Below are 19,336 nucleotides of genomic sequence, written 5' to 3'. Positions count from 1 at the left end.
TTTTAATTTTAGAATAAAAAAATAATTTAAGACTAGTGGTGATTTACACCTTTCAAAGTCTTTAAATCTATACAATACAAATGTCAAAATACACCGAAGACGACTTAAAAGTCGAATTAGAAAACAAAGAATACGAGTATGGATTTTATACCGAATTGGAATCGGAAACGTTTCCTATTGGTTTAAATGAAGACATTGTTCGTGCTATTTCGTTAAAAAAGGAAGAGCCACAATGGATGACCGATTGGAGAATCGAAGCATTTAGAGCGTGGGAAGAAATGGTGGAGCCAGAATGGGCAAATGTTCATTATACAAAACCAGATTTTCAAGCGATCTCGTATTATTCGGCACCAAAAACAATTGATCCTAACAAAACACTTGACGATGTAGATCCAGAACTTTTGGAAATGTACAAAAAGTTGGGTATCTCTGTCGATGAGCAAAAAATGATGAACAATGTAGCGATGGATATCGTTGTCGATTCCGTATCGGTTGCAACGACATTCAAGAAAACATTGGGAGAAAAAGGAATCATTTTTATGAGTATTTCTGAGGCTATCAAAGAGCATCCAGAATTGGTTCGTAAATATTTGGGAACTGTAGTGCCGCAAAAAGACAACTTTTATGCTGCCTTGAACTCGGCTGTTTTCTCAGACGGGTCTTTCTGTTATATTCCAAAAGGGGTGAGATGTCCAATGGAACTTTCGACTTACTTTAGAATTAACCAAGCCGGTACAGGTCAATTTGAAAGAACATTACTTGTAGCAGATGCTGGTAGTTATGTGTCTTACCTAGAAGGTTGTACAGCGCCAAGTCGTGACGAAAATCAATTGCACGCAGCAGTTGTTGAATTGATCGCCCTTGATGATGCTGAAATTAAATATTCTACTGTTCAAAACTGGTTTCCTGGAAACAAAGAGGGTAAAGGTGGGGTTTACAATTTTGTAACGAAAAGAGGAATTTGCGAGAAAAACGCAAAAATTTCTTGGACACAAGTAGAAACAGGTTCGGCAGTAACATGGAAATATCCATCGGTTATCTTAAAAGGAGATAATTCAGTTGGAGAATTTTATTCGATCGCTGTAACCAATAATTTCCAACAAGCAGATACAGGAACAAAAATGATGCACTTGGGTAAAAATACCAAGTCCACCATTATTTCGAAAGGTATCTCTGCCGGAAAATCACAAAATAGTTATAGAGGTTTGGTACGTATATCGCCAAATGCAGACAATGCACGTAACTTTTCACAATGTGACTCACTGTTGATGGGTAATAATTGTGGAGCACATACTTTTCCTTATATCGAAAGTAAAAATCCAACAGCCAAAATAGAACACGAGGCAACCACTAGTAAAATTGGTGAAGACCAAGTTTTCTATTGTAACCAACGTGGAATACCGACTGAAAAAGCAATTGCTCTAATCGTAAACGGTTTTAGTAAAGAAGTTTTGAATAAATTACCAATGGAATTTGCTGTTGAGGCACAAAAATTATTGGAAATTTCTTTGGAAGGTTCGGTGGGATAATTTTTGTAAATTTGAATATCATCTTAAATTACAATCAGTATGGAACTCATTTTAAAAAATGTTAAGAAAAAAGATTATCCAGTGTTGAAATCGTTGGCTAAATCGCTTGGTTTTGAAATCGAAGAAAAGATTGATAAACCATATAATCCTGAGTTTGTAAAAGAGATTTTGGAAGCAGCAAAAGAAGTCAGAGACGGCAAAGGAATAAAAATGACTATGGAGGAATTAGATGCTTTATGGAAGTAGTATTTTCTAAAAAAGCCAAAAAGGATTTAGATTTTTGGTCAAAATCAGGGAATAAGATAATCATAAAGAAGATTTCAGAATTGATCAAAGCAATTCAAATTAATCCTTACGAAGGAATTGGGAAACCAGAAGCTTTAAAGTATGGATTAGCGGGTTATTGGTCAAGAAGAATCGATAATGAACATAGGATAATTTACGAAATAATAGATGAAAATATCATAGATATATTAAGTATCATTTCATTAAAAGGACATTACGAATAAACAAAATAAACATCATGTTATCAATCAAGAATCTACACGCCTCAATTGGGGATAAAGAAATATTAAAAGGAATCAATCTTGAAGTAAAAGCAGGAGAAGTACACGCAATCATGGGACCAAACGGTGCTGGAAAAAGTACTTTGTCTGCGGTTATTGCAGGAAATGAAAACTACGAAGTTACCGAAGGAAGTGTTTCTTTGGATGGAGAAGATTTGGAAGAATTAGCTCCAGAAGAAAGAGCACACAAAGGAGTGTTTCTTTCTTTTCAATATCCAGTAGAGATTCCAGGAGTTTCTGTAACCAACTTTATGAGAGCCGCTATAAACGAAACTCGTAAAGCAAAAGGAGAAGAAGAAATGGCTGCTAGCGATATGTTGAAATTAATTCGTGAGAAATCAGAATTATTGGAGATCGACCGTAAGTTCCTTTCTCGTTCTTTGAACGAAGGATTTTCTGGTGGAGAGAAAAAACGTAATGAGATTTTTCAAATGGCAATGTTAGAGCCAAAATTGGCTATCCTTGATGAAACTGATTCAGGATTGGATATCGATGCATTGCGTATCGTTGCTAATGGTGTAAACAAGCTAAAAAGCGAGAAAAACGCTGTAGTAGTTATTACGCACTACCAAAGATTATTAGAATATATCGTTCCTGATTTCGTTCATGTTCTATTGAACGGAAAAATTGTAAAATCTGGAGATGCATCTCTAGCTTTAGAATTAGAAGAAAGAGGATACGATTGGATTAAAGCAGAAAATCAGTAATCAGTCGCAGTATCAAGTCTAGAGACTGTTAACTGAAACTGTAATCTGTAAACTAAACAAAATGGAATTAAAAGAAAAATTAGTATCGTCTTTTATGGCGTTTGAAGAACGTGTTGATGTGCATTCACAATTGCATGACGTGAGAACTTCGGCCATGAAGAACTTTGAAAATAAAGGATTCCCAACCAAAAAAGAGGAAGCTTGGAAATATACCTCACTAAATGCCATCTTAAAAAATGACTTTACGGTTTTTCCAAAGAGTGACGTAGCAGTTGAATTCAAGGAAGTAAAAAAATACTTCTTGCACGAAATGGATACTTATAAATTGGTATTTATTGATGGTGTTTTTAGCTCAAACTTGTCCTCTACAACCCACGAAGGAATCGATGTTTGTTTGATGTCATCGGCGTTAAACAAACCAAAATATAAAGCAATTATAGACACCTACTTCAATCAAATAGCAAGTAAAGACGAGAGTTTAGCCTCTTTGAATACTGCGTTTGCAAATGAAGGTGCTTACATCAATATCCCAAAAAATAAAGTAGCAGACAAACCTATCGAAATCATGTATTTCTCAACGGGTAGTGAAGCAGCTTTGATGGTGCAACCTCGTAATCTTGTAATTGTGGGCGAAAACGCTCATGTGCAAATTATTGAACGTCACCAGAGTTTAAGCGAAAATCCTGTACTGACCAATTCAGTTACTGAGATTTATGCAGAGAAGCGTGCTATTGTTGATTACTATAAGATTCAGAATGACGCTGCCGAAGCTAATTTGGTAGACAGTACGTATGTTTCACAACAAAAAGAGAGTCATGTATATGTGCATACTTTTTCGTTTGGTGGAAATATTACTCGTAACAACTTGAATTTTTATCACTTTGGTGAAAATTTGACAAGTACCTTAAACGGAATCACGATTATTGGTGACAAACAACATGTTGATCATTATACACTTGTGAATCATGCGCAGCCAAATTGCGAAAGTTTTCAAGACTACAAAGGTATTTTCTCTGATCGCTCTACCGGAGTTTTCAACGGAAAAGTATATGTAGAGAGAGAGGCGCAGAAAACAAATGCTTTTCAAAAAAGTAACAACATTTTGTTGAGTGAAAAAGCGACGATCAACGCAAAACCGCAATTGGAAATTTTTGCAGATGATGTGAAATGTTCTCACGGTTGTACCGTTGGACAATTGGATGAAACCGCTTTGTTTTATATGCAACAACGTGGTATTCCACAAAAAGAAGCTAAAGCTTTGTTGATGTATGCTTTTTCGAATGCAGTTATCGAAGGAATCAAAATACCTGAATTGAAACAACGAATTACCAATATCATCGCTAGTAAATTGGGCGTAAAAATTGGATTTGATTTGTAGTTAAGTAGATTCTATAAAAAAAAACCCTTTCAGAGAAATTCTTTGAAAGGGTTTTTGCTTTATACTACGTATCAAGATTGAAAAGCTGCTGCTGTGCTTGTAGACAGAACATGTTATTGTGCAGTAAGTAATAAATGCGTTTAAAGTCCATCTACGTCACGCTAGCTGCTTTATTTGTATATCTTATTATGTCTAATATTTTGTTTTAGTTATTTAAGATGTAGTTTATTATGACACTTTCAGTTGTAATACCGTCCGATTTTGTAATTGATTTTATTGGTCCAACATTATTTGCGTACCAAGTAGTACTTTCTGCAATCGTAGTTTGTCCGTTGATGGTTTCCTCTTGTTTTTGGCTAGATTTTAGTACATCTGTATAAGTTGTTCCATTTATAGTAAGCGTACCTCCTTTTTCTAGAGTTGTAAGGGTATATTTAATTGTAGTAGGGAAGTTGATTGTTTGCCCACCTGCTGTTCCTGTTACGCTTAAATTCACAGTTCCAGAGGAACTAGTGTTTACTGCCAAATCTTCTTTTAAAACGGGTGCTTCGTAGCTTGGTATTGTAATAGTAGTTCCATTTTCTGTAATTGTTAGTTTTGCAACTTTAAGGTAGTATGTTGCTCCTTTTTTTACTACCCAAAAATCTAAATTATAAGGATTTGGTTCCTGTAGTTGGTAGTAAGTTGTTCCAGAGAAACTTGTGGTACCAGTTATTTTTATGGTTGATGTACTTGTTCCATTGTCATTAAAATTCCACTGATTGTTCACTGCCAATGGCCAAAAACCATCCGTTGAGGTTCCGTCGTTGCTAGGTGTATCGTCAGTACTACATGAGGTCATTAAAAATGAGGATAATAGGATCGTTAGTACTGCTACAAATTTAATTTTTTTCATAAGAGATTATTTAGATTTTAAAATGCAATAGTACAAATCATTTTTGATATTTTGTATGGTTATTCTGTTTATTTAAAACTAAATTTTATGGCAAGTTACCTGTGCTCTTTAATAATGTTTAAGGTGAATTTCTGCTGCAGGTTTTCGTTTAATCAAAAAACCCGATAGTATTGAGCTATCGGGTTTTGTTGTATTACAAAGATTGGAATTTTCTAGTTACTAGAAATCTCAGTTTCAAATTCCATATTGTCAATTACTTCTTCTTCAACAGGAGCTGGTTTTGACGCTTTGGTTGTGTTAAATTTTTCTAGTTGCTCCAATGAGTCCTCTTCACCGCTAAAATACGGGAAAACGTCCATAATTGGTGATTCATTGATAGCTGTGATGGCAAATTCACCCATTGTGTTTTGCATCGTGTGCATGGTGTTATCATATGCCTCACGCACATCATTAGCTTGCACTAGAAAATACATATTGGTTTTGCGTTCTTTTCCAGACTCTTCGTCAAAAGCAATCATAGCGATTTTCGATTTAAACCAACGGTCAGAGTTTTCAAACGGGTGAATCTCGGCATAGTTAGCCACTTTGATGTTGGTGATTTTAAATTCTTCACTTACATAAGCAGCCATCTCTTCGTTGATTCTTCTTTCTGCTTCGGTGTATGAAAGTGCATCTACCAAATAAGGTTCTGATGTGACTTTTTGACCACCGTTTTCATCTGTTTTTCTATATTTTATCTTGCATTCAAACCACATTGCACTCATCTTGTTCTATTTTTTTAAGGAAAACAAAGATAGATTTTATAGGTTAAATAACTAGAATCTAATTCGAATAGATATTCACAATTTCGAAAAATATACTTTTAACCTGCACAAACCAACACATCATCTCGTTTGAAATTCTGAATTGTCATAAGTATCGTATTTCTTGGGAACATGTAATATGTAACCTAATCTTAGTAACTATTTTTTGTACTTGTTATGGCACAATTGTATCTACCTGAATTATAAAAAAAGACGTAAAATGATACAAATATTTAAAGAATTAGAAGTAAAAGTGTTTTTTGAGAATTAACCATAATGTCCTTTGGCAGAGTACAGCAATATGTTATTTTCGAGGACTTCATAAACAAGTCTGTATTCTTGGTTACTTCAACGTGACCAGCATCCTGTTAAGTTGTGTTTCAAAGCTTCAGGTTTTCCTGTTCCTTCAAAAGGATGCTCTATTAGGTCGTTCAATAAAATAAGTAGTTTTTTTAAGACCGCTTTGTTTCCTGATTTTTTATGGAATTCAATATCGCTTTTAGCTTGATTCGAGAAATCTAAGTGGTAACTCATTATAAGCCTAAAAAACTTTGTAAATCTTCTTTTTTGACACGAGTAGATTTACCTTCTATAAACTCTTGCTTGCTTTTTTCTATTTTTTCAACAAAATCAGGATTATATGGTTGTTCTTTTGAAACTTCAAATTTAATTTTCAAGGCTTTCATAAAAGCTTTAATTGCTTCTATTTGCTCTAAATTCTCTGTGTAGGCAGTAAAGTTTATAGATTGCATAGTTCAAAATTTTAGAAGTGGTAGCTGGACTAGTATATGTTTACACAAATTTACAAAATTTACTACTGATACAGAATTTTAAAAATAGTGGTAGATTTCAATTGATCAAATAGTTAATCTTGTATTAGTTGACTTATGTAACCCGCGCCTACCTGCACATCATCTCGTTTGAAATTCTGAATTGTCATAAGTACCGTATTTCGTGGAAACCTTAGACAAATGGCTCAAATTTGTAAAGCCTAGGTATAAGGAGGCTATTTGATTACATTAACTAAACGCCTACTAATTATCATTTTAGTATTTTTACAATGCGCAAAGTTTGTATGCAATATATAATCACACCACTATACTTTTTATAGTAAAAAATTAAACTGTTAATTAATTAACATACAACTACTTAAATAAAAAATTCATTACTATACTTTATGACCGTTCTTGTGAGTTTTAATTACTATACTTACTTTTGCCACTATAAAAATGATAGTATAAAAAAATAATAATAAAATGAATTTACAAGAAACATTAAACTGGAGATACACCACGAAAGAATTTGATACTACCAAAAAAATATCTGAAACAGATATGGCACAGGTTAAAAATTTATTACGAATGAGTCCTTCAAGTGTAAACCTGCAACCTTGGCACTTTATAGTTGCTGAAACAACTGAAGGAAAAGCACGTATGACAAAAGGAACCCAAGGTTTTTTTCATTTTAATGAACCAAAAATAACGAATGCATCAGCAGTTGTATTGTTTTGTTCAAAAACAAATGAAAGCGCAGATGACGCCTATTTTAATCACCTTTTAGAGGTACAAGATAAAGACGGAAGATTGCCAAATGATGACATAAAGAAAGGAATGCAAGGAGGAATGAACGCTTTTGCTGACATTCATAAATATGAATTAAAAGATTATCAGCATTGGATGGAGAAGCAAGTATACCTTAACATTGGTAACTTTTTGTTAGGAGTTGCCACTTTAGGTATCGATGCAACGCCAATGGAAGGTATTGATATAAAAGCTTTAGATGAAGAATTCGGATTAAGAGCAAAAGGATTCACCTCTTTAGTGGCTGTTTCAATTGGCTACAGAACCGCATCTGATTTTAATTCAACAGAAAAAACACCAAAATCTAGATTACCACAAAGTGAAATTATCACTGTAATATAATTTATAAAAAATACGAAAATGAAAGCAATTGGATATAAAGAAAATTTACCTGTAGAAAATGTAAAATCACTACAGGACGTAACCGTAGAAACGCCTAAAGCAACTGGAAGAGATATTCTTGTCGAAATCAAGGCCATCTCCGTAAATCCTGCTGATTATAAAGTACGTGCCAATATGCCTGCTGATGGCGACAACTGGAAAATCATTGGTTGGGATGCTACCGGAATCGTGAAAGAAGTGGGTGAAAACGTGACTTTGTTCCAAGTTGGAGACGAAGTAATGTACGCAGGTGATATCACACGCCAAGGAAGTTATGCCGAATATCAAGTGGTAGACGAGCGCATTGTGGGTAAAAAACCAACAAGTTTATCGTATGCCGAAGCTGCTGCTTTGCCATTGACCTCTCTTACCGCTTACGAAATGTTGTTTGACAGATTAGAAGTAGCCAAAGATGATGCTAACAAATCAATTTTGGTTATTGGTGCTGCTGGTGGTGTGGGATCAATTTTAGTTCAATTAGCTAAGAAATTGACAAAACTAAAAATTGTCGGAACCGCTTCACGCGAAGAAACAACAGATTGGCTGAAAGAATTGGGTGCAGACACCGTAATCAACCACCGAAATAAATTGAGCGAAGAATTCGAAAAATACAAGCTTGCTGCTCCAGATTATATTGTAAGCTTAAATGCTACCGAACAACATGCGGAAGAGATTGTAAAAGTGATCAAACCACAAGGAAAATTTGGTTTTATTGATGATCCAAAATCGTTCAACATCATGCCTTTCAAAGCAAAATCGGTTTCTACGCACTGGGAATTTATGTTTACGCGTTCGATGTTTCAAACAGAAGACATGATTAGTCAACACAATATCTTGAACGAAATAGCCACTTTGATTGACAACGGAACTATTAAAACAACCTTAGGTGAGAATTTCGGAAGCATCAACGCCGAAAACTTACGTAAAGCGCATGCCTTCTTGGAAACAGGAAAAGCAAAAGGTAAAATTGTTCTAGAAGGTTTTAACAACTAATACAAAATAATGAAAGTAAAAATAGCGATCGCAACTGCTGTTTTGATCAGCGCATTTAGCGTTCAAAACACAGCGGCACAAGTAAACACCATAGATTCTGTTGCAACTTCAAAAGTGCAGCACTTCAATTTTGATGAAATGGAATCGGAAACTATCGGGGAAGGAATCAAACGCAAATGGTTTCATGGTGAAAAAGGTCAAATGACCATTTTTAATCTCGAAAAAGGTGCTCATATTGCGTGGCACAAACACCCAAACGAGCAAATTACCTACATCATGTCGGGTAAGGTCAAAATTAAAACGATCATTGATGGCAAAGAACAATTTGTAGAAGTTGGTGTAGGCGAAGTAATTGTTTTCCCCGAAAATGTACCGCATGAATTTTGGGCTTTGGAGCAAACCGTGGATCTAGATGTGCATGTACCCGTGCGCGAAGATTGGCTTTCAAAAGAAGTTCCAGATTACTTGAACAAAGCAAAATCTAACAAATAGCAATAAAAATGCAGCCCATTGGTTGGCTTTTCTTTCCAAAATTAACTGAGAAGAGAACGTTAAATTAGGCAGTAAAGCCATCTGAAAGCTGTAATTTTGTTACCATAAAAAAAGAAAAATCATGAGCAAAATAACTGTTGTGGCCAAAATTGTAGCCAAAGAAGAAAATAGAGAATTGGTTAAAACCGAATTACTAAAACTAGTTGCCAGTAGTGTTCAAGAAGCGGGTTGTATCAACTACAACTGCCTTCAAGACAATGACGACGCCAATACATTTACAATGTACGAGAACTGGAAAGATGCTGAGGCACTTACTTTACACGCTGCAACGCCTCATTATGTAGCGTTCCAAACGGCGGCCAAAGATGCTATTGCCGAATTTGCAGTGAACAAAATGACTATGCTTGCATAACTAATACACCATTTAATTTGAAAATGGAGCTTTTGCGACCAATGTGAATACATGGTCCAAAAGCTCCTTTTTTTTTGGTTATAATTTGATGATAGTAGTTATTTTTTTTGGAGCTATTTCCAGCCCCCGACGCTTCGGGGCGTTCCCGCTTTTTTAATCTTGCCAAAAAAGGCAAGTTTAAAAAGAGCTCCACTGCTATCTGGGCTAGGGATTTTGGGGATTCGAGGAATATTTTTTTTACATAACTTTTCTTTGCACATTTTATATGTAATATTTTTCATTGTTTTATCTTACATTAGCGTAATGAATAAAGTATCATATTTGTGATACATAAGCACTCATAATTGGGTGGTGTATTGTGATACATATAAACGAGTTGGCAACAATATGAACAGAGAGGAAGAAATAGAAATCGTACACGGAAAAGGGGCGCACGTTGTCATTCTTGGAGCTGGAGCTACCTATGCTTCGACATTAAGAAATCCTGAAAAAAACGGAAAACTACTTCCTTTAATGTGGAATGTAATTGACATTGTAGGATTAACTAATGTAGTTAATGAGTTACCAAAAGAATATCAACTTTTAAAAGAAGATTTTGAAAAACTATATAGTTTATTGGCAAAGGATGATAAATATAAAGCCGAAAGAGAATATGTAGAAAAAGTAGTCTATAAATATTTTAGCGAATTGGAATTGCCTGATGAACCGACAATATATGATCACCTTATACTTTCATTACGTCATAAGAAAGATATAATCGCAACATTTAATTGGGATCCATTTCTGTATAAAGCTTATTTAAGAAATAGCAAATTTGTAGAAAGTCCAGGTATTTTGCATTTACACGGTTGTGTTTCACTTGAATTTGACGAATCAAATGGTACAGTTGGACATGCAGGCTGGACTTCTAAAAAAACAATGCGAGATTTTGAACCAACTAAATTATTATATCCTGTAGACAAAAAAAATTATAATAGTGATACTTTTATAAAGGGACAATGGGAAGCTCTCGGAAATAGACTAGAAGAAGCTGAAAGAGTTACTGTTTTTGGATATTCTGCACCAGTGAGTGACGTAGAAGCAATCGAACTACTTCAAAAAGCTTGGGGAAATGTAGAGGATAGAGCAATGGAAGAGTTTGAATTAATAGATATCCAAGATGAGAAAAAATTATTAAAATCTTGGAAGACATTCATTCATTCAAGTCATTACCACTATTGCAAAGATTATTTCGAATCATCATTAGCTTTGCATCCAAGAAGAACAGTAGAAAGTTATCATCATTGAGCAATACCATTAACACCTAATGAAATGTTTCAAGATGGAAATAAAATACCAAATAATTTTAAAACTCTTGAGGAATTGTGGAAATGGCACGAACCCCTGATAGAAGCCGAAAATAAATTTGATGAAGAATAAATATTGTTTCCAAGCCGTATATAATTTATTGCTTGTACTTGCCATAACGTAACCGTAACTAGCTAGCTAAAAAAAAAATCATGGATTTCACCTATAACGAAATATTAAATTTAGAACACCTCAATAATTTTGAGCCAGTTGAGGTCGTCAATTTATTGGCAATAATTTTTGAGACAGGTAGAGAAACAGGAAGTGAAAAAGATATTAATTTTGGTTTAAACCTTTCCGAAAAGCAAAATTTAGAAGGTTTTTCAGATGAAAATAAAATGACTTTTCATTACAATGTAGCAAATGGCTGGTCATATCTCCAGCAATTAACTCAAAATTTTAACTCGGATGAATTTTGGAGTTTTGATTTAAGGGAATCTGAACAGCAAATAATTAATTTACGATTAGCACTTTCATTTTCTAAAAACAGTAGAAATAATCAGCAAAAATGTGAGATTTTAACTAATTTAGGAATATTGTTCAGCCATTTGGGTAGATTTTCAGAAGCTCAATTATATTGGCAGAGAGCAATAAAAATTGACTCTACTTTTTCAATGGCACTTGGAAATATTGGATTTAGTCTTTTCCACTATTCCAAAATACTATACGATAGTGGTCATCAACTTTTATTTTTAAAATTGGCTTATAAATATTTAAATAAAGCAATAAATACAGATATTTATGAAGAAGCAAATGCCGCGTTTAAAAATATTATAAGTATTTTAGAATCTATCATTGACATTGAAAAATTAAGTGATATTCAAAACTTAAAAACTTTCTCTATTGGTGATTCTAAAGCAGAACAAGAATATAGAACTTGGTGTTTAAAAAACCATCTTTTCTTAAACCCTCTCAATGACGTTATAACAGATAATATTGCTGGACATGATTGTCTTCTACTTCCTACCATTACTCTAAAGTTTGATAAACCACCTATTTATCAAACAATATTTAATCAAATAAAGCAAGAGTTTGTCTCTGCAAGACATCTGTTGTTCGAAGGTTTAACTCAAAAGCAAACACATTACTCCGACAAAGATAATATCCAGCTAGACACGTTAGATTATGCTGTTTACTCATATAGTAGTGAAAAAATTAAAACTACATTTAGATTATGTTATTCTATTTTGGACAAAATTGGATATCTAATGAATGATTATCTAGATTTAGAGCATAAACCCGAAAAAGTTTCATTTAGAGGTATTTGGAGTTTTTATGATAAGTCAACGAGAACTGTTAAAATAAATAATAAAATAATTGACACCCAAAATTGGGCTTTCAAAGGTTTATATTGGTTAAGTAAAGATTTATATGAGAAAAATGAAGAGTTCTCACATTCAATAGAACCTGAAGCAAAAAAATTAGCTCAAATTAGGAACTTTATTGAACATAAATCTTTTAAAATTGTAGAATTTGTAGAAAGTGGATTATTTGACAACGAACTTACATTTGTAATTACTAGGGATGAATTTGAACAAAAAACTTTAAAATTAATTACTTTAATAAGAGCAAGTATGATCTATTTATCGCTTGGTATTAATTTGGAAGAAAAAAAGAAAGTAATATCTAATCCAGTTTTACCAGTTGATTTTATAGAGTTAAGAGATGAATTTAAACGTTAATAACCCTTTTCGCAAAGTATTATTTTCAAACGGCAAAGACATCGCGAACGCTGCGCAAATGTCTCAGCTGTGCGAAGTCTTCCGACTTCGCACCCATTCCTAATTGCCATTGCAATAAAACCAACCTTCTATTACTAATCATACATAACAACGTTGGGTAACATTATGCAAACCAACTAACATTAAACTTAAATAACGAATTAGACTGATTAAAATATGGGAAAAATGGCATTAGGTTACGGGAGTGAATTTCACCTTTTGAGATGGACGGGACGACATAGAAATGAGTTTGATAAAAGAGTTAAAGAATTATTACATATTGATAATATTTCTTGGGTAGACTTTGATTTTGACAAAGGAAAAGATATACCAGATAAAGAATTAGTAGGTTTGTCTTTTTTAGAAAATGAACCAAATTACCAAGAATTATTGTCTAATTGGAAAAAAGAATGGCCTCAAAAAGGAAATTCAATGAATTGGGACTTAATAGGGTATACAATCCAAAATGGAATTAAAACTTGGATTCTAATAGAAGCTAAAGCACATTTGGGAGAACTTAGCCAAAGTAGCGGAGCTTCAGAAAATAGTCTATTAAAAATTGAGAAAACATTATTGAAAACAGCCGAAAATAATAGGATTGCAATCATTGAGGACAATCCTTGGACTGAAAAATATTATCAACTTGCGAATAGAATTTATGTCCTAGATTTGTTAAAACGATCTGGAATAAAATCTAAGTTAGTCAATATATATTTTATTGGAGATATGATCTCTAAAAATAGAAAATCACCTCAAAACATAAAAGAATGGTCTGACGAAATTAAAAAAATGAAAAAGTATTTGAATATAGAAAATTCAGAATTGATTGATATAGAAAATTTGTATTTAGAAGTAGATAAATAAAAACGTTACCCGCTCCGCAAAGTATAATTATTAACTCAATGTTCAAATGGAAATTCCATCGTGAATGCTGCGCAAATGTCTTCGACTTAGCGCTCATTCCTATTGACAATTACCGTAGCTAATCCGTTACTAGAACACATAAAGCACCAAATTAATACTATAAAATCAAATCAGCTGAATAAAAAGTGATGCACTGTACGTGATTGTCGCGTTCCTCTCAATAATCAAGATTGTGGATGACTATTGTGGAAGTAAATTCAGAGAGATTTGCTCAATGAAAGTATTATGTATAAATTTTGCACAGATTTGCACAACAGTAAATTTAATTTAAGATGATAGAAGAATATTTAAATACGTGGAAAACAATTTTTAAAATAGCGGAACCTTTATCTAGAAAAAACTTTTGGATCTTTTTAGTATTCAACTATATTTTCTTCATGATTGTTACTTCAATAGTTGAATTTTTACAGTTATATAGTCTTTCTATTGCTTTTAGTTGGTTAACAATAGTTTTCTCTTTATCAACTATTTTGGCAATAATAAAGATTTTAAATAACAAACAAATGCCGCTTGCGGAAAATGATAAAGCAAATTCACTACCAATTATGGATTTCAAATTTTTTATGAAATTACTTTTAGCTTCAATCATGATTGGAGTTGTAAATGGTTTACTTATCCTGATACTAGACTCTAATTCAATGAATCTAATATATATCTTGTTTTTTTATTGCATTAGCTTGATTCCCATTTCATTTATTGTTTTTTTGATAATTGCATTGCGTTCAAATAAAGAAATGACAAATATGAGCCTTGTGAATTATTATTTAATCGTTTTGGGAATTAGTTGTTTTGTGAATTTATTATTAAACATGGTTGGTAGTAAATAAATCCAGCTGTGCGAAGTCTCCGTTCTTCATAACCATTGCTATTTGCCATCGCAATACAACCAACTTTCTATCACCCGCTGTACGAGCTATAATTCCTAATTCAATTTTCTAACGGCAATCTAATCGTGAATGCTGCGCAAATGTCTCCGACTTTGCGCCCATCAACAATGATAATTATAGTAGCTAATACTTATTATATTTTGTATATGACCAGCTGTGAAGTATATTTCTTAATTCAGTTTTCAAATGAAAATTTCATCATGAACGCTGCGTAAATGTCTCTGACTTTGCGCGACGAGATTGTATTTATAGTAGTAGACTACGTTTTAATTAACAAGTGTTATTAGGTACAATTGTCTCTCATCCATAGTGAAAAGTTTAAAATTAAATTGCTTATTAGTAAAATAAGAATAAGGATGATAGTCGTGTTCCAACTCATATTTTAATTTCGAAATTTCGCGGCCATTGGCATTGAAATATTTGGAATCGCTGCCATAATTACCAAACCAAAAGTTTTTTTTAAACTTTAGAGTATCTGCATCAACGGAGAGTTGACAAAGTAAATCACCCTCCCAGGATGGTTCTTCGCTACTTGGTGAACTTCCACCTATGCTATGCGTTACAGTATGTAGTTTTATTCTGTGAAAATAGGTTGGCGTAAAAAACCGCAAATCCGGTTCATCTCCATTATGTTCCCCATCATATTTTGCGAACACATTAGCTAAATAGGTTTAGGATTTGATACTTCTAAATTGTTATTAGCATCTTCTGCCATTTCTTTTCTAATTTGCTTAATCGTTTGTGTGCTTCCGTCATGACTCCAACCAGGAGCAGCAAAGGCGTATTTAAATTTGTGATACCAATTACTTGATTTTTTCATATCATCCCAAATGTTTTTATACTCGTGTGTTAAAATTATAAACAAGTTATAAGATTCTGGAGGGACAGAAACACCATATTTTATATCAATAGATTGGTCTATTTTTTTCCAAGTCCCAAAAACGCGATCAAATACATTTAGGATTCCACCGTGATTTTTGTCCATGTATTCAATATTCTGAGCGTGGTGCACTTGGTGCATGGTATGTGTATTTAAAAAGGTTTCTAAAAACCCTAAGTTTTTTACATACTGCGTATGAAGTTGAAATTGCCATAAAGCTTCAATCCCCATACAAACAACTAACATTTCTGGCGGGAAACCTATAATAACAATCCAAACATAAAAAAAAGGCTTGTAAAAAATAGTAAACCAACCATTTCGTACCGCTGTTCCTAAATTAAAATTGTCTGAAGAGTGATGTACAATATGTGCAGCCCATAAAAAACGGACCATATGGTTTTGTCTATGAAACCAATAATAAGAATAATCGTCTAATAGCATGCAGATTATCCAAACATACCAAGCATATCCAAAAGATTGCCAACCCATAATATTGGTTCTAACACCATCCACAAGAGGATTAAATAGCTCATAAGCAAAATTAAAGACTAAAATTACGGCTACTGTTTTTACCAGAGCACCAATTACTGCAGATCCTATTCCAAGTGATAAGCTGGAAAAAAAATCTTTCCATTTGTATAATTCTTTGTCGTCATGAGTTTTGCTGTAAGTAAGTTCTATTGCGATAAAGCCCAAAAAACAAGGAACTCCATAGACTAACGGGTTTGTAAAATCCAATATTGTAGTTATTTTGTGTGTGATTATATAACGGTAATTTCCATTATAAATTTTGTATTTGAGCAATATACTTCATTTAAATGCAATTTAGCATTGATATTAAATTTTTTAGTTTATTATACCAAATACCATTTTTAGATGTTTAAAGGATTAATAATTTATCTAAAGTGTACAAAATGATGACAAATTTTAAAAATAAAGAGTAAGCCTGTCTAATTTACAATCTTTCGAATGAGAGTATAAAGGTTTAGGACTGGCTCATGTTCAAAAAGATAGAAGAGGTTTATATATAAGTCCGTTCCATTTGGAGCGGACTTATTTTATTAACTAAAAAAAGTAATTGCCTTTATGCAGTACCGCCGTTGGCACCAATATTCTGTCCGGTCATTCATTTTGATTCATCGCTATACAAAAGCAACACTATCTTCGCAATATCTTCTGGTTCCCCCGCTCCGCAAAGTATAATGCCCAATTTTATTTTTAAACGGTGATTCCATCGTGAACGCTACGTAAATGTCTTCGACTTTGCGCTCATTCCTATTGACAATTACCGTAGCTATATCCGTTACTAGACAACAAAAATCACTAATAATAATCGTTTAAAATCAAATCTCCAACTCAAAAAAAGTGACGCACCGCACGTGATTGCCGCGTTCCTCGCAATGACCCAGATTGCAGATCCTCGTTGTGTATGCGTGTGTGCCATTCTTGCAGAATGACTAACTAGGTAGATTTGCTCAGATGTCAGATTATGTCATTTTCCATAGTCAGCAACAAATCTTTTTTAGGAAGCATGAGATGGTATGCAATCCTAAATATATTATTTTTTGTTTACAATAGTTGGGCAAGAGCATATTTAACGCTTCCCAAATAGTTACTCTTCGTCAAAAACAAACTCCCCTTTGGTTTCTGCAGCCATAAGACCCCATTCGATAATAAGGTTCAAAATAGGAACGAGAGTTTGACCAAATTCAGTTAAGGTATATTCTACTTTTAAAGGTGGTTTTTTGGTAAAAACTTTTCTGTTCACGATATCATCTTCTTCCAATTGTTTGAGTTGCAAACTCAAGGTTCGCTCCGTGATTCCCGGAATTTCTTTGCGTAATTCGTTGTAGCGCTTGGTACCACTAATCAAGTGGGTCAGGATCACACTCTTCCATTTTCCACCTATCAATTCCATGGCGGCACTAGTAGGACACCACGATATTTTGTCGTTGATCTTTATTTTTGGCTTTTTTTCGAAAAGTTCTTTCCTGTCCATAACTGCTTATTTATATATGTTATAATGTGCAAAGATATAACGCTATTTATTAGTGTGCAACTATATTTTTTATAGTTTATTTTTATTTTACAAATAATTGATTTACATTTAGTTACAAATTTATTTCATACTATACTTCTTGACCGTTATTGCACAGTATATAAACTATATATACTTTTGCCACTATAAAAATGATAGTATAATTTAAAATTAAAAAGATGAAAGCAATAGTATTAGAAAAAGCAGGTGGAATTGAAAACTTAGTAATGAAGGATATTAATAAACCTACAATAAACGAAACGGAAGTTTTAGTTGCAGTAAAAGCAATTAGTATTAATCCTGCGGATGCGAAAGTTAGATCGGCTGAAGAAGCTTTAAAAATGTTTTATGGAAAACCTACGGATGTTATTTTAGGTTGGGATATTTCAGGAACGGTTGTTTCTATTGGTGATAAAGTTTCAAAATTTAAAGTAGGTGATAATGTATTTGGAATGGTAAATTTCCCAGGAGCAGGAAATGCATATGCAGAATTTGTGGCTTCATCAGAAGACCATCTAGCAAAAATGCCTAGCACTATTTCATTTGAAGAAGCTGCTGCTACAACTTTGGCTGCATTAACAGCTTTGCAAGTGCTTCAACATACTGTTAAAAAAGATGACAGAGTTCTAATTCACGCTGGTTCTGGTGGTGTTGGTCATTTTGCCATTCAAATTGCTAAAAGTTTAGGAGCTTATGTAGTTACAACAAGTTCTGCTAAAAATAAAGATTTTGTAATGTCTTTAGGAGCAGATGAGCATATAGATTATAAAAAACAAGCTTTTGAAGAAGTAGCTACAAATATCGATTTTGTTTTGGACGGAATGGGAGGAGAAGTATTATTCAATTCATTAAAAGTAATGCGTAATGGTGGTTCTATAATTTCATTACCAACTCCGCCACCAGTTATTGAAGAAGCTCAAAATAAAGCAGAAAATAATGTAAAAGTAGCATCTATGTTGGTTCAATCTAATGGAGATGATATGAATACCTTAAAAGAAATGTTAGCAAACAATACTTTAAAACCAACCATTTATAAAACATTCCCTTTTGCTGAAATGAGAGCTGCTCATACAGAAGTTGAAGCAGGTAGAACGGTTGGAAAAGTAATAGTTACACTTTAAAATAAGAATCTAAAAAAATATAAAAACATGAACTTAACTACAATTTTAAACAACCGTTACTCTGTAAAAGAATTTGATGCAACTAAAAAGATCTCAGAGGCAGATTTCCAACAAGTAAAAGATGTATTGCGTTTGAGTCCTTCAAGTGTAAACTTACAACCTTGGCATTTTTTAATTGCAGACACTGCAGCAGGAAAAGAACGTATTGCAAAAGGAACACAAGGTTTCTTTCATTTTAATACACCAAAGGTTTTAGATGCCTCTCATGTAATTGTTATTGCAGCGCGAACAAATGCCGATGATGCCTATATGAATAGCATTTTAGAGCAAGAAGATAAAGACGGTCGTTTTGCGGCTCAACAATTTAAAGACCAAATGCACGGTGGGCGTATGTTGTTTGCAGATATTCATAAATACGACCTTAAAGATTTACCACATTGGATGGAAAAACAAGTTTATTTAAATATGGGTTCCCTTTTATTAGGAGTTGCTGCATTAGGAATTGACGCTTGCCCAATGGAAGGTGTAGATGTAAAAGCTTTAGACGAAGAGTTTGGTTTACGTGAAAAAGGATATACTGCTTTAGCTGTAGTGTCTTTGGGATATAGAAAAGATACCGATTTTAATGCAAGCCTTCCAAAATCTAGATTTTCAGAAGAAGAAGTAATCACCATCTTATAAG

General features: G+C 33.4%; 23 protein-coding genes. 15 read left to right on the top strand and 8 right to left on the bottom strand.

From position 1 onward, the window contains the following. The first annotated feature begins 80 nt into the window (after nt 1-80). From sufB to sufD, 5 genes are all read left to right on the top strand, one after another. Entirely contained in the window at nt 81-1,529 is a 1,449-nt protein-coding gene (gene sufB, locus FFWV33_RS04185) for a Fe-S cluster assembly protein SufB (protein ID WP_108739753.1), read from the top strand. A 39-nt stretch (nt 1,530-1,568) separates the two neighbouring features. After that, nucleotides 1,569-1,775, top strand: a complete 207-nt coding sequence (locus FFWV33_RS04180; protein WP_108739752.1) for a DUF2683 family protein — start codon at nt 1,569-1,571, stop codon at nt 1,773-1,775. Next, nucleotides 1,766-2,038 carry a Txe/YoeB family addiction module toxin gene (locus FFWV33_RS04175; protein WP_108739751.1) on the top strand — a complete coding sequence of 91 codons (273 nt, stop codon included), beginning with the start codon at nt 1,766-1,768 and terminating at the stop codon, nt 2,036-2,038. Before FFWV33_RS04180 ends, FFWV33_RS04175 begins: the two co-directional genes overlap by 10 nt. A gap of 14 nt (nt 2,039-2,052) precedes the next feature. After that, nucleotides 2,053-2,802, top strand: a complete 750-nt coding sequence (sufC, locus tag FFWV33_RS04170; RefSeq protein ID WP_108739750.1) for a Fe-S cluster assembly ATPase SufC — start codon at nt 2,053-2,055, stop codon at nt 2,800-2,802. 61 nt (nt 2,803-2,863) lie between these two features. Further along, nucleotides 2,864-4,180 carry a Fe-S cluster assembly protein SufD gene (gene sufD, locus FFWV33_RS04165; RefSeq protein WP_108739749.1) on the top strand — a complete coding sequence of 439 codons (1,317 nt, stop codon included), beginning with the start codon at nt 2,864-2,866 and terminating at the stop codon, nt 4,178-4,180. Between the two features lie 205 nt (nt 4,181-4,385). On the opposite strand, the gene FFWV33_RS04160 is transcribed toward sufD, so the two are convergent. The 4 genes from FFWV33_RS04160 to FFWV33_RS04145 form a co-directional block, all read right to left on the bottom strand. Continuing rightward, nucleotides 4,386-5,075 carry a hypothetical protein gene (locus FFWV33_RS04160; RefSeq protein ID WP_108739748.1) on the bottom strand — a complete coding sequence of 230 codons (690 nt, stop codon included), beginning with the start codon at nt 5,073-5,075 and terminating at the stop codon, nt 4,386-4,388. Nucleotides 5,076-5,287: 212 nt separating this feature from the next. After that, the gene (locus FFWV33_RS04155; RefSeq protein ID WP_108739747.1) at nt 5,288-5,839 is read right to left on the bottom strand and encodes a DUF4494 domain-containing protein; all 552 of its coding nucleotides are present in this window, start codon (nt 5,837-5,839) and stop codon (nt 5,288-5,290) included. Nucleotides 5,840-6,226: 387 nt separating this feature from the next. After that, on the bottom strand, nt 6,227-6,412 hold the full coding sequence (locus FFWV33_RS04150) for a type II toxin-antitoxin system YoeB family toxin (protein ID WP_108739746.1): 186 nt from the start codon (nt 6,410-6,412) through the stop codon (nt 6,227-6,229). Continuing rightward, nucleotides 6,412-6,630: a DUF2683 family protein gene (locus tag FFWV33_RS04145; protein WP_108739745.1), complete on the bottom strand. Its 219-nt coding sequence runs from the start codon at nt 6,628-6,630 to the stop codon at nt 6,412-6,414. The genes FFWV33_RS04150 and FFWV33_RS04145 overlap by 1 nt, the downstream gene beginning before the upstream one ends. Before the next feature lie 504 nt (nt 6,631-7,134). On the opposite strand from FFWV33_RS04145, the gene nfsB (FFWV33_RS04140) reads away from it, so the two are divergent. The 4 genes from nfsB (FFWV33_RS04140) to FFWV33_RS04125 all read left to right on the top strand — a co-directional run bounded on the left by nfsB (FFWV33_RS04140) (nt 7,135) and on the right by FFWV33_RS04125 (nt 9,736). Further along, nucleotides 7,135-7,800, top strand: a complete 666-nt coding sequence (gene nfsB / locus FFWV33_RS04140; RefSeq protein WP_108739744.1) for an oxygen-insensitive NAD(P)H nitroreductase — start codon at nt 7,135-7,137, stop codon at nt 7,798-7,800. Nucleotides 7,801-7,818: 18 nt separating this feature from the next. Next, nucleotides 7,819-8,832, top strand: coding sequence for a zinc-binding alcohol dehydrogenase family protein (locus tag FFWV33_RS04135; protein ID WP_108739743.1), 1,014 nt, complete (start codon nt 7,819-7,821; stop codon nt 8,830-8,832). A gap of 9 nt (nt 8,833-8,841) precedes the next feature. After that, entirely contained in the window at nt 8,842-9,324 is a 483-nt protein-coding gene (locus FFWV33_RS04130) for a cupin domain-containing protein (RefSeq protein WP_108739742.1), read from the top strand. Between the two features lie 121 nt (nt 9,325-9,445). Continuing rightward, nucleotides 9,446-9,736, top strand: a complete 291-nt coding sequence (locus FFWV33_RS04125) for a putative quinol monooxygenase (protein ID WP_108739741.1) — start codon at nt 9,446-9,448, stop codon at nt 9,734-9,736. Nucleotides 9,737-9,849: 113 nt separating this feature from the next. Here the strand turns inward: FFWV33_RS04125 and FFWV33_RS19290 are convergent, their stop codons facing one another. Then, nucleotides 9,850-10,017 (bottom strand): hypothetical protein, encoded by a 168-nt coding sequence (locus tag FFWV33_RS19290; RefSeq protein WP_159085974.1) that lies wholly within the window; start codon nt 10,015-10,017, stop codon nt 9,850-9,852. Between the two features lie 106 nt (nt 10,018-10,123). Between FFWV33_RS19290 and FFWV33_RS04115 the strand changes: the two genes are divergently transcribed. The 4 genes from FFWV33_RS04115 to FFWV33_RS04100 all read left to right on the top strand — a co-directional run bounded on the left by FFWV33_RS04115 (nt 10,124) and on the right by FFWV33_RS04100 (nt 14,555). After that, on the top strand, nt 10,124-11,023 hold the full coding sequence (locus FFWV33_RS04115) for an SIR2 family protein (protein ID WP_108739739.1): 900 nt from the start codon (nt 10,124-10,126) through the stop codon (nt 11,021-11,023). A gap of 212 nt (nt 11,024-11,235) precedes the next feature. Further along, a complete protein-coding gene (locus tag FFWV33_RS04110; RefSeq protein WP_108739738.1) occupies nt 11,236-12,765 on the top strand; it encodes an LA2681 family HEPN domain-containing protein in 1,530 nt (509 codons plus the stop codon). Nucleotides 12,766-12,990: 225 nt separating this feature from the next. After that, the gene (locus tag FFWV33_RS04105) at nt 12,991-13,668 is read left to right on the top strand and encodes a hypothetical protein (protein WP_159085973.1); all 678 of its coding nucleotides are present in this window, start codon (nt 12,991-12,993) and stop codon (nt 13,666-13,668) included. Nucleotides 13,669-14,000: 332 nt separating this feature from the next. Further along, a complete protein-coding gene (locus FFWV33_RS04100) occupies nt 14,001-14,555 on the top strand; it encodes a hypothetical protein (RefSeq protein ID WP_108739736.1) in 555 nt (184 codons plus the stop codon). A 326-nt stretch (nt 14,556-14,881) separates the two neighbouring features. Here FFWV33_RS04100 and FFWV33_RS04095 read toward each other — a convergent pair whose 3' ends face one another. From FFWV33_RS04095 to FFWV33_RS04085, 3 genes are all read right to left on the bottom strand, one after another. Beyond that, the gene (locus tag FFWV33_RS04095; RefSeq protein WP_108739735.1) at nt 14,882-15,271 is read right to left on the bottom strand and encodes a hypothetical protein; all 390 of its coding nucleotides are present in this window, start codon (nt 15,269-15,271) and stop codon (nt 14,882-14,884) included. A 5-nt stretch (nt 15,272-15,276) separates the two neighbouring features. Next, nucleotides 15,277-16,233 (bottom strand): sterol desaturase family protein, encoded by a 957-nt coding sequence (locus tag FFWV33_RS04090; protein ID WP_108742446.1) that lies wholly within the window; start codon nt 16,231-16,233, stop codon nt 15,277-15,279. 874 nt (nt 16,234-17,107) lie between these two features. After that, nucleotides 17,108-17,494, bottom strand: a complete 387-nt coding sequence (locus FFWV33_RS04085) for a winged helix-turn-helix transcriptional regulator (RefSeq protein WP_108739734.1) — start codon at nt 17,492-17,494, stop codon at nt 17,108-17,110. Nucleotides 17,495-17,712: 218 nt separating this feature from the next. Here FFWV33_RS04085 and FFWV33_RS04080 point away from each other — a divergent pair, with 218 nt between their 5' ends. Further along, nucleotides 17,713-18,654: an NADP-dependent oxidoreductase gene (locus FFWV33_RS04080; protein ID WP_108739733.1), complete on the top strand. Its 942-nt coding sequence runs from the start codon at nt 17,713-17,715 to the stop codon at nt 18,652-18,654. Nucleotides 18,655-18,681: 27 nt separating this feature from the next. Continuing rightward, complete coding sequence (gene nfsB / locus FFWV33_RS04075) at nt 18,682-19,335, top strand: oxygen-insensitive NAD(P)H nitroreductase (protein ID WP_108739732.1); 654 nt, start codon at nt 18,682-18,684, stop codon at nt 19,333-19,335. Nucleotide 19,336 lies beyond the last annotated feature (1 nt).

The sequence above is a fragment of the Flavobacterium faecale genome, assembly GCF_003076455.1.
GTDB lineage: Bacteria > Bacteroidota > Bacteroidia > Flavobacteriales > Flavobacteriaceae > Flavobacterium > Flavobacterium faecale.
This window is presented reverse-complemented; position numbering and strand designations above follow the sequence as displayed.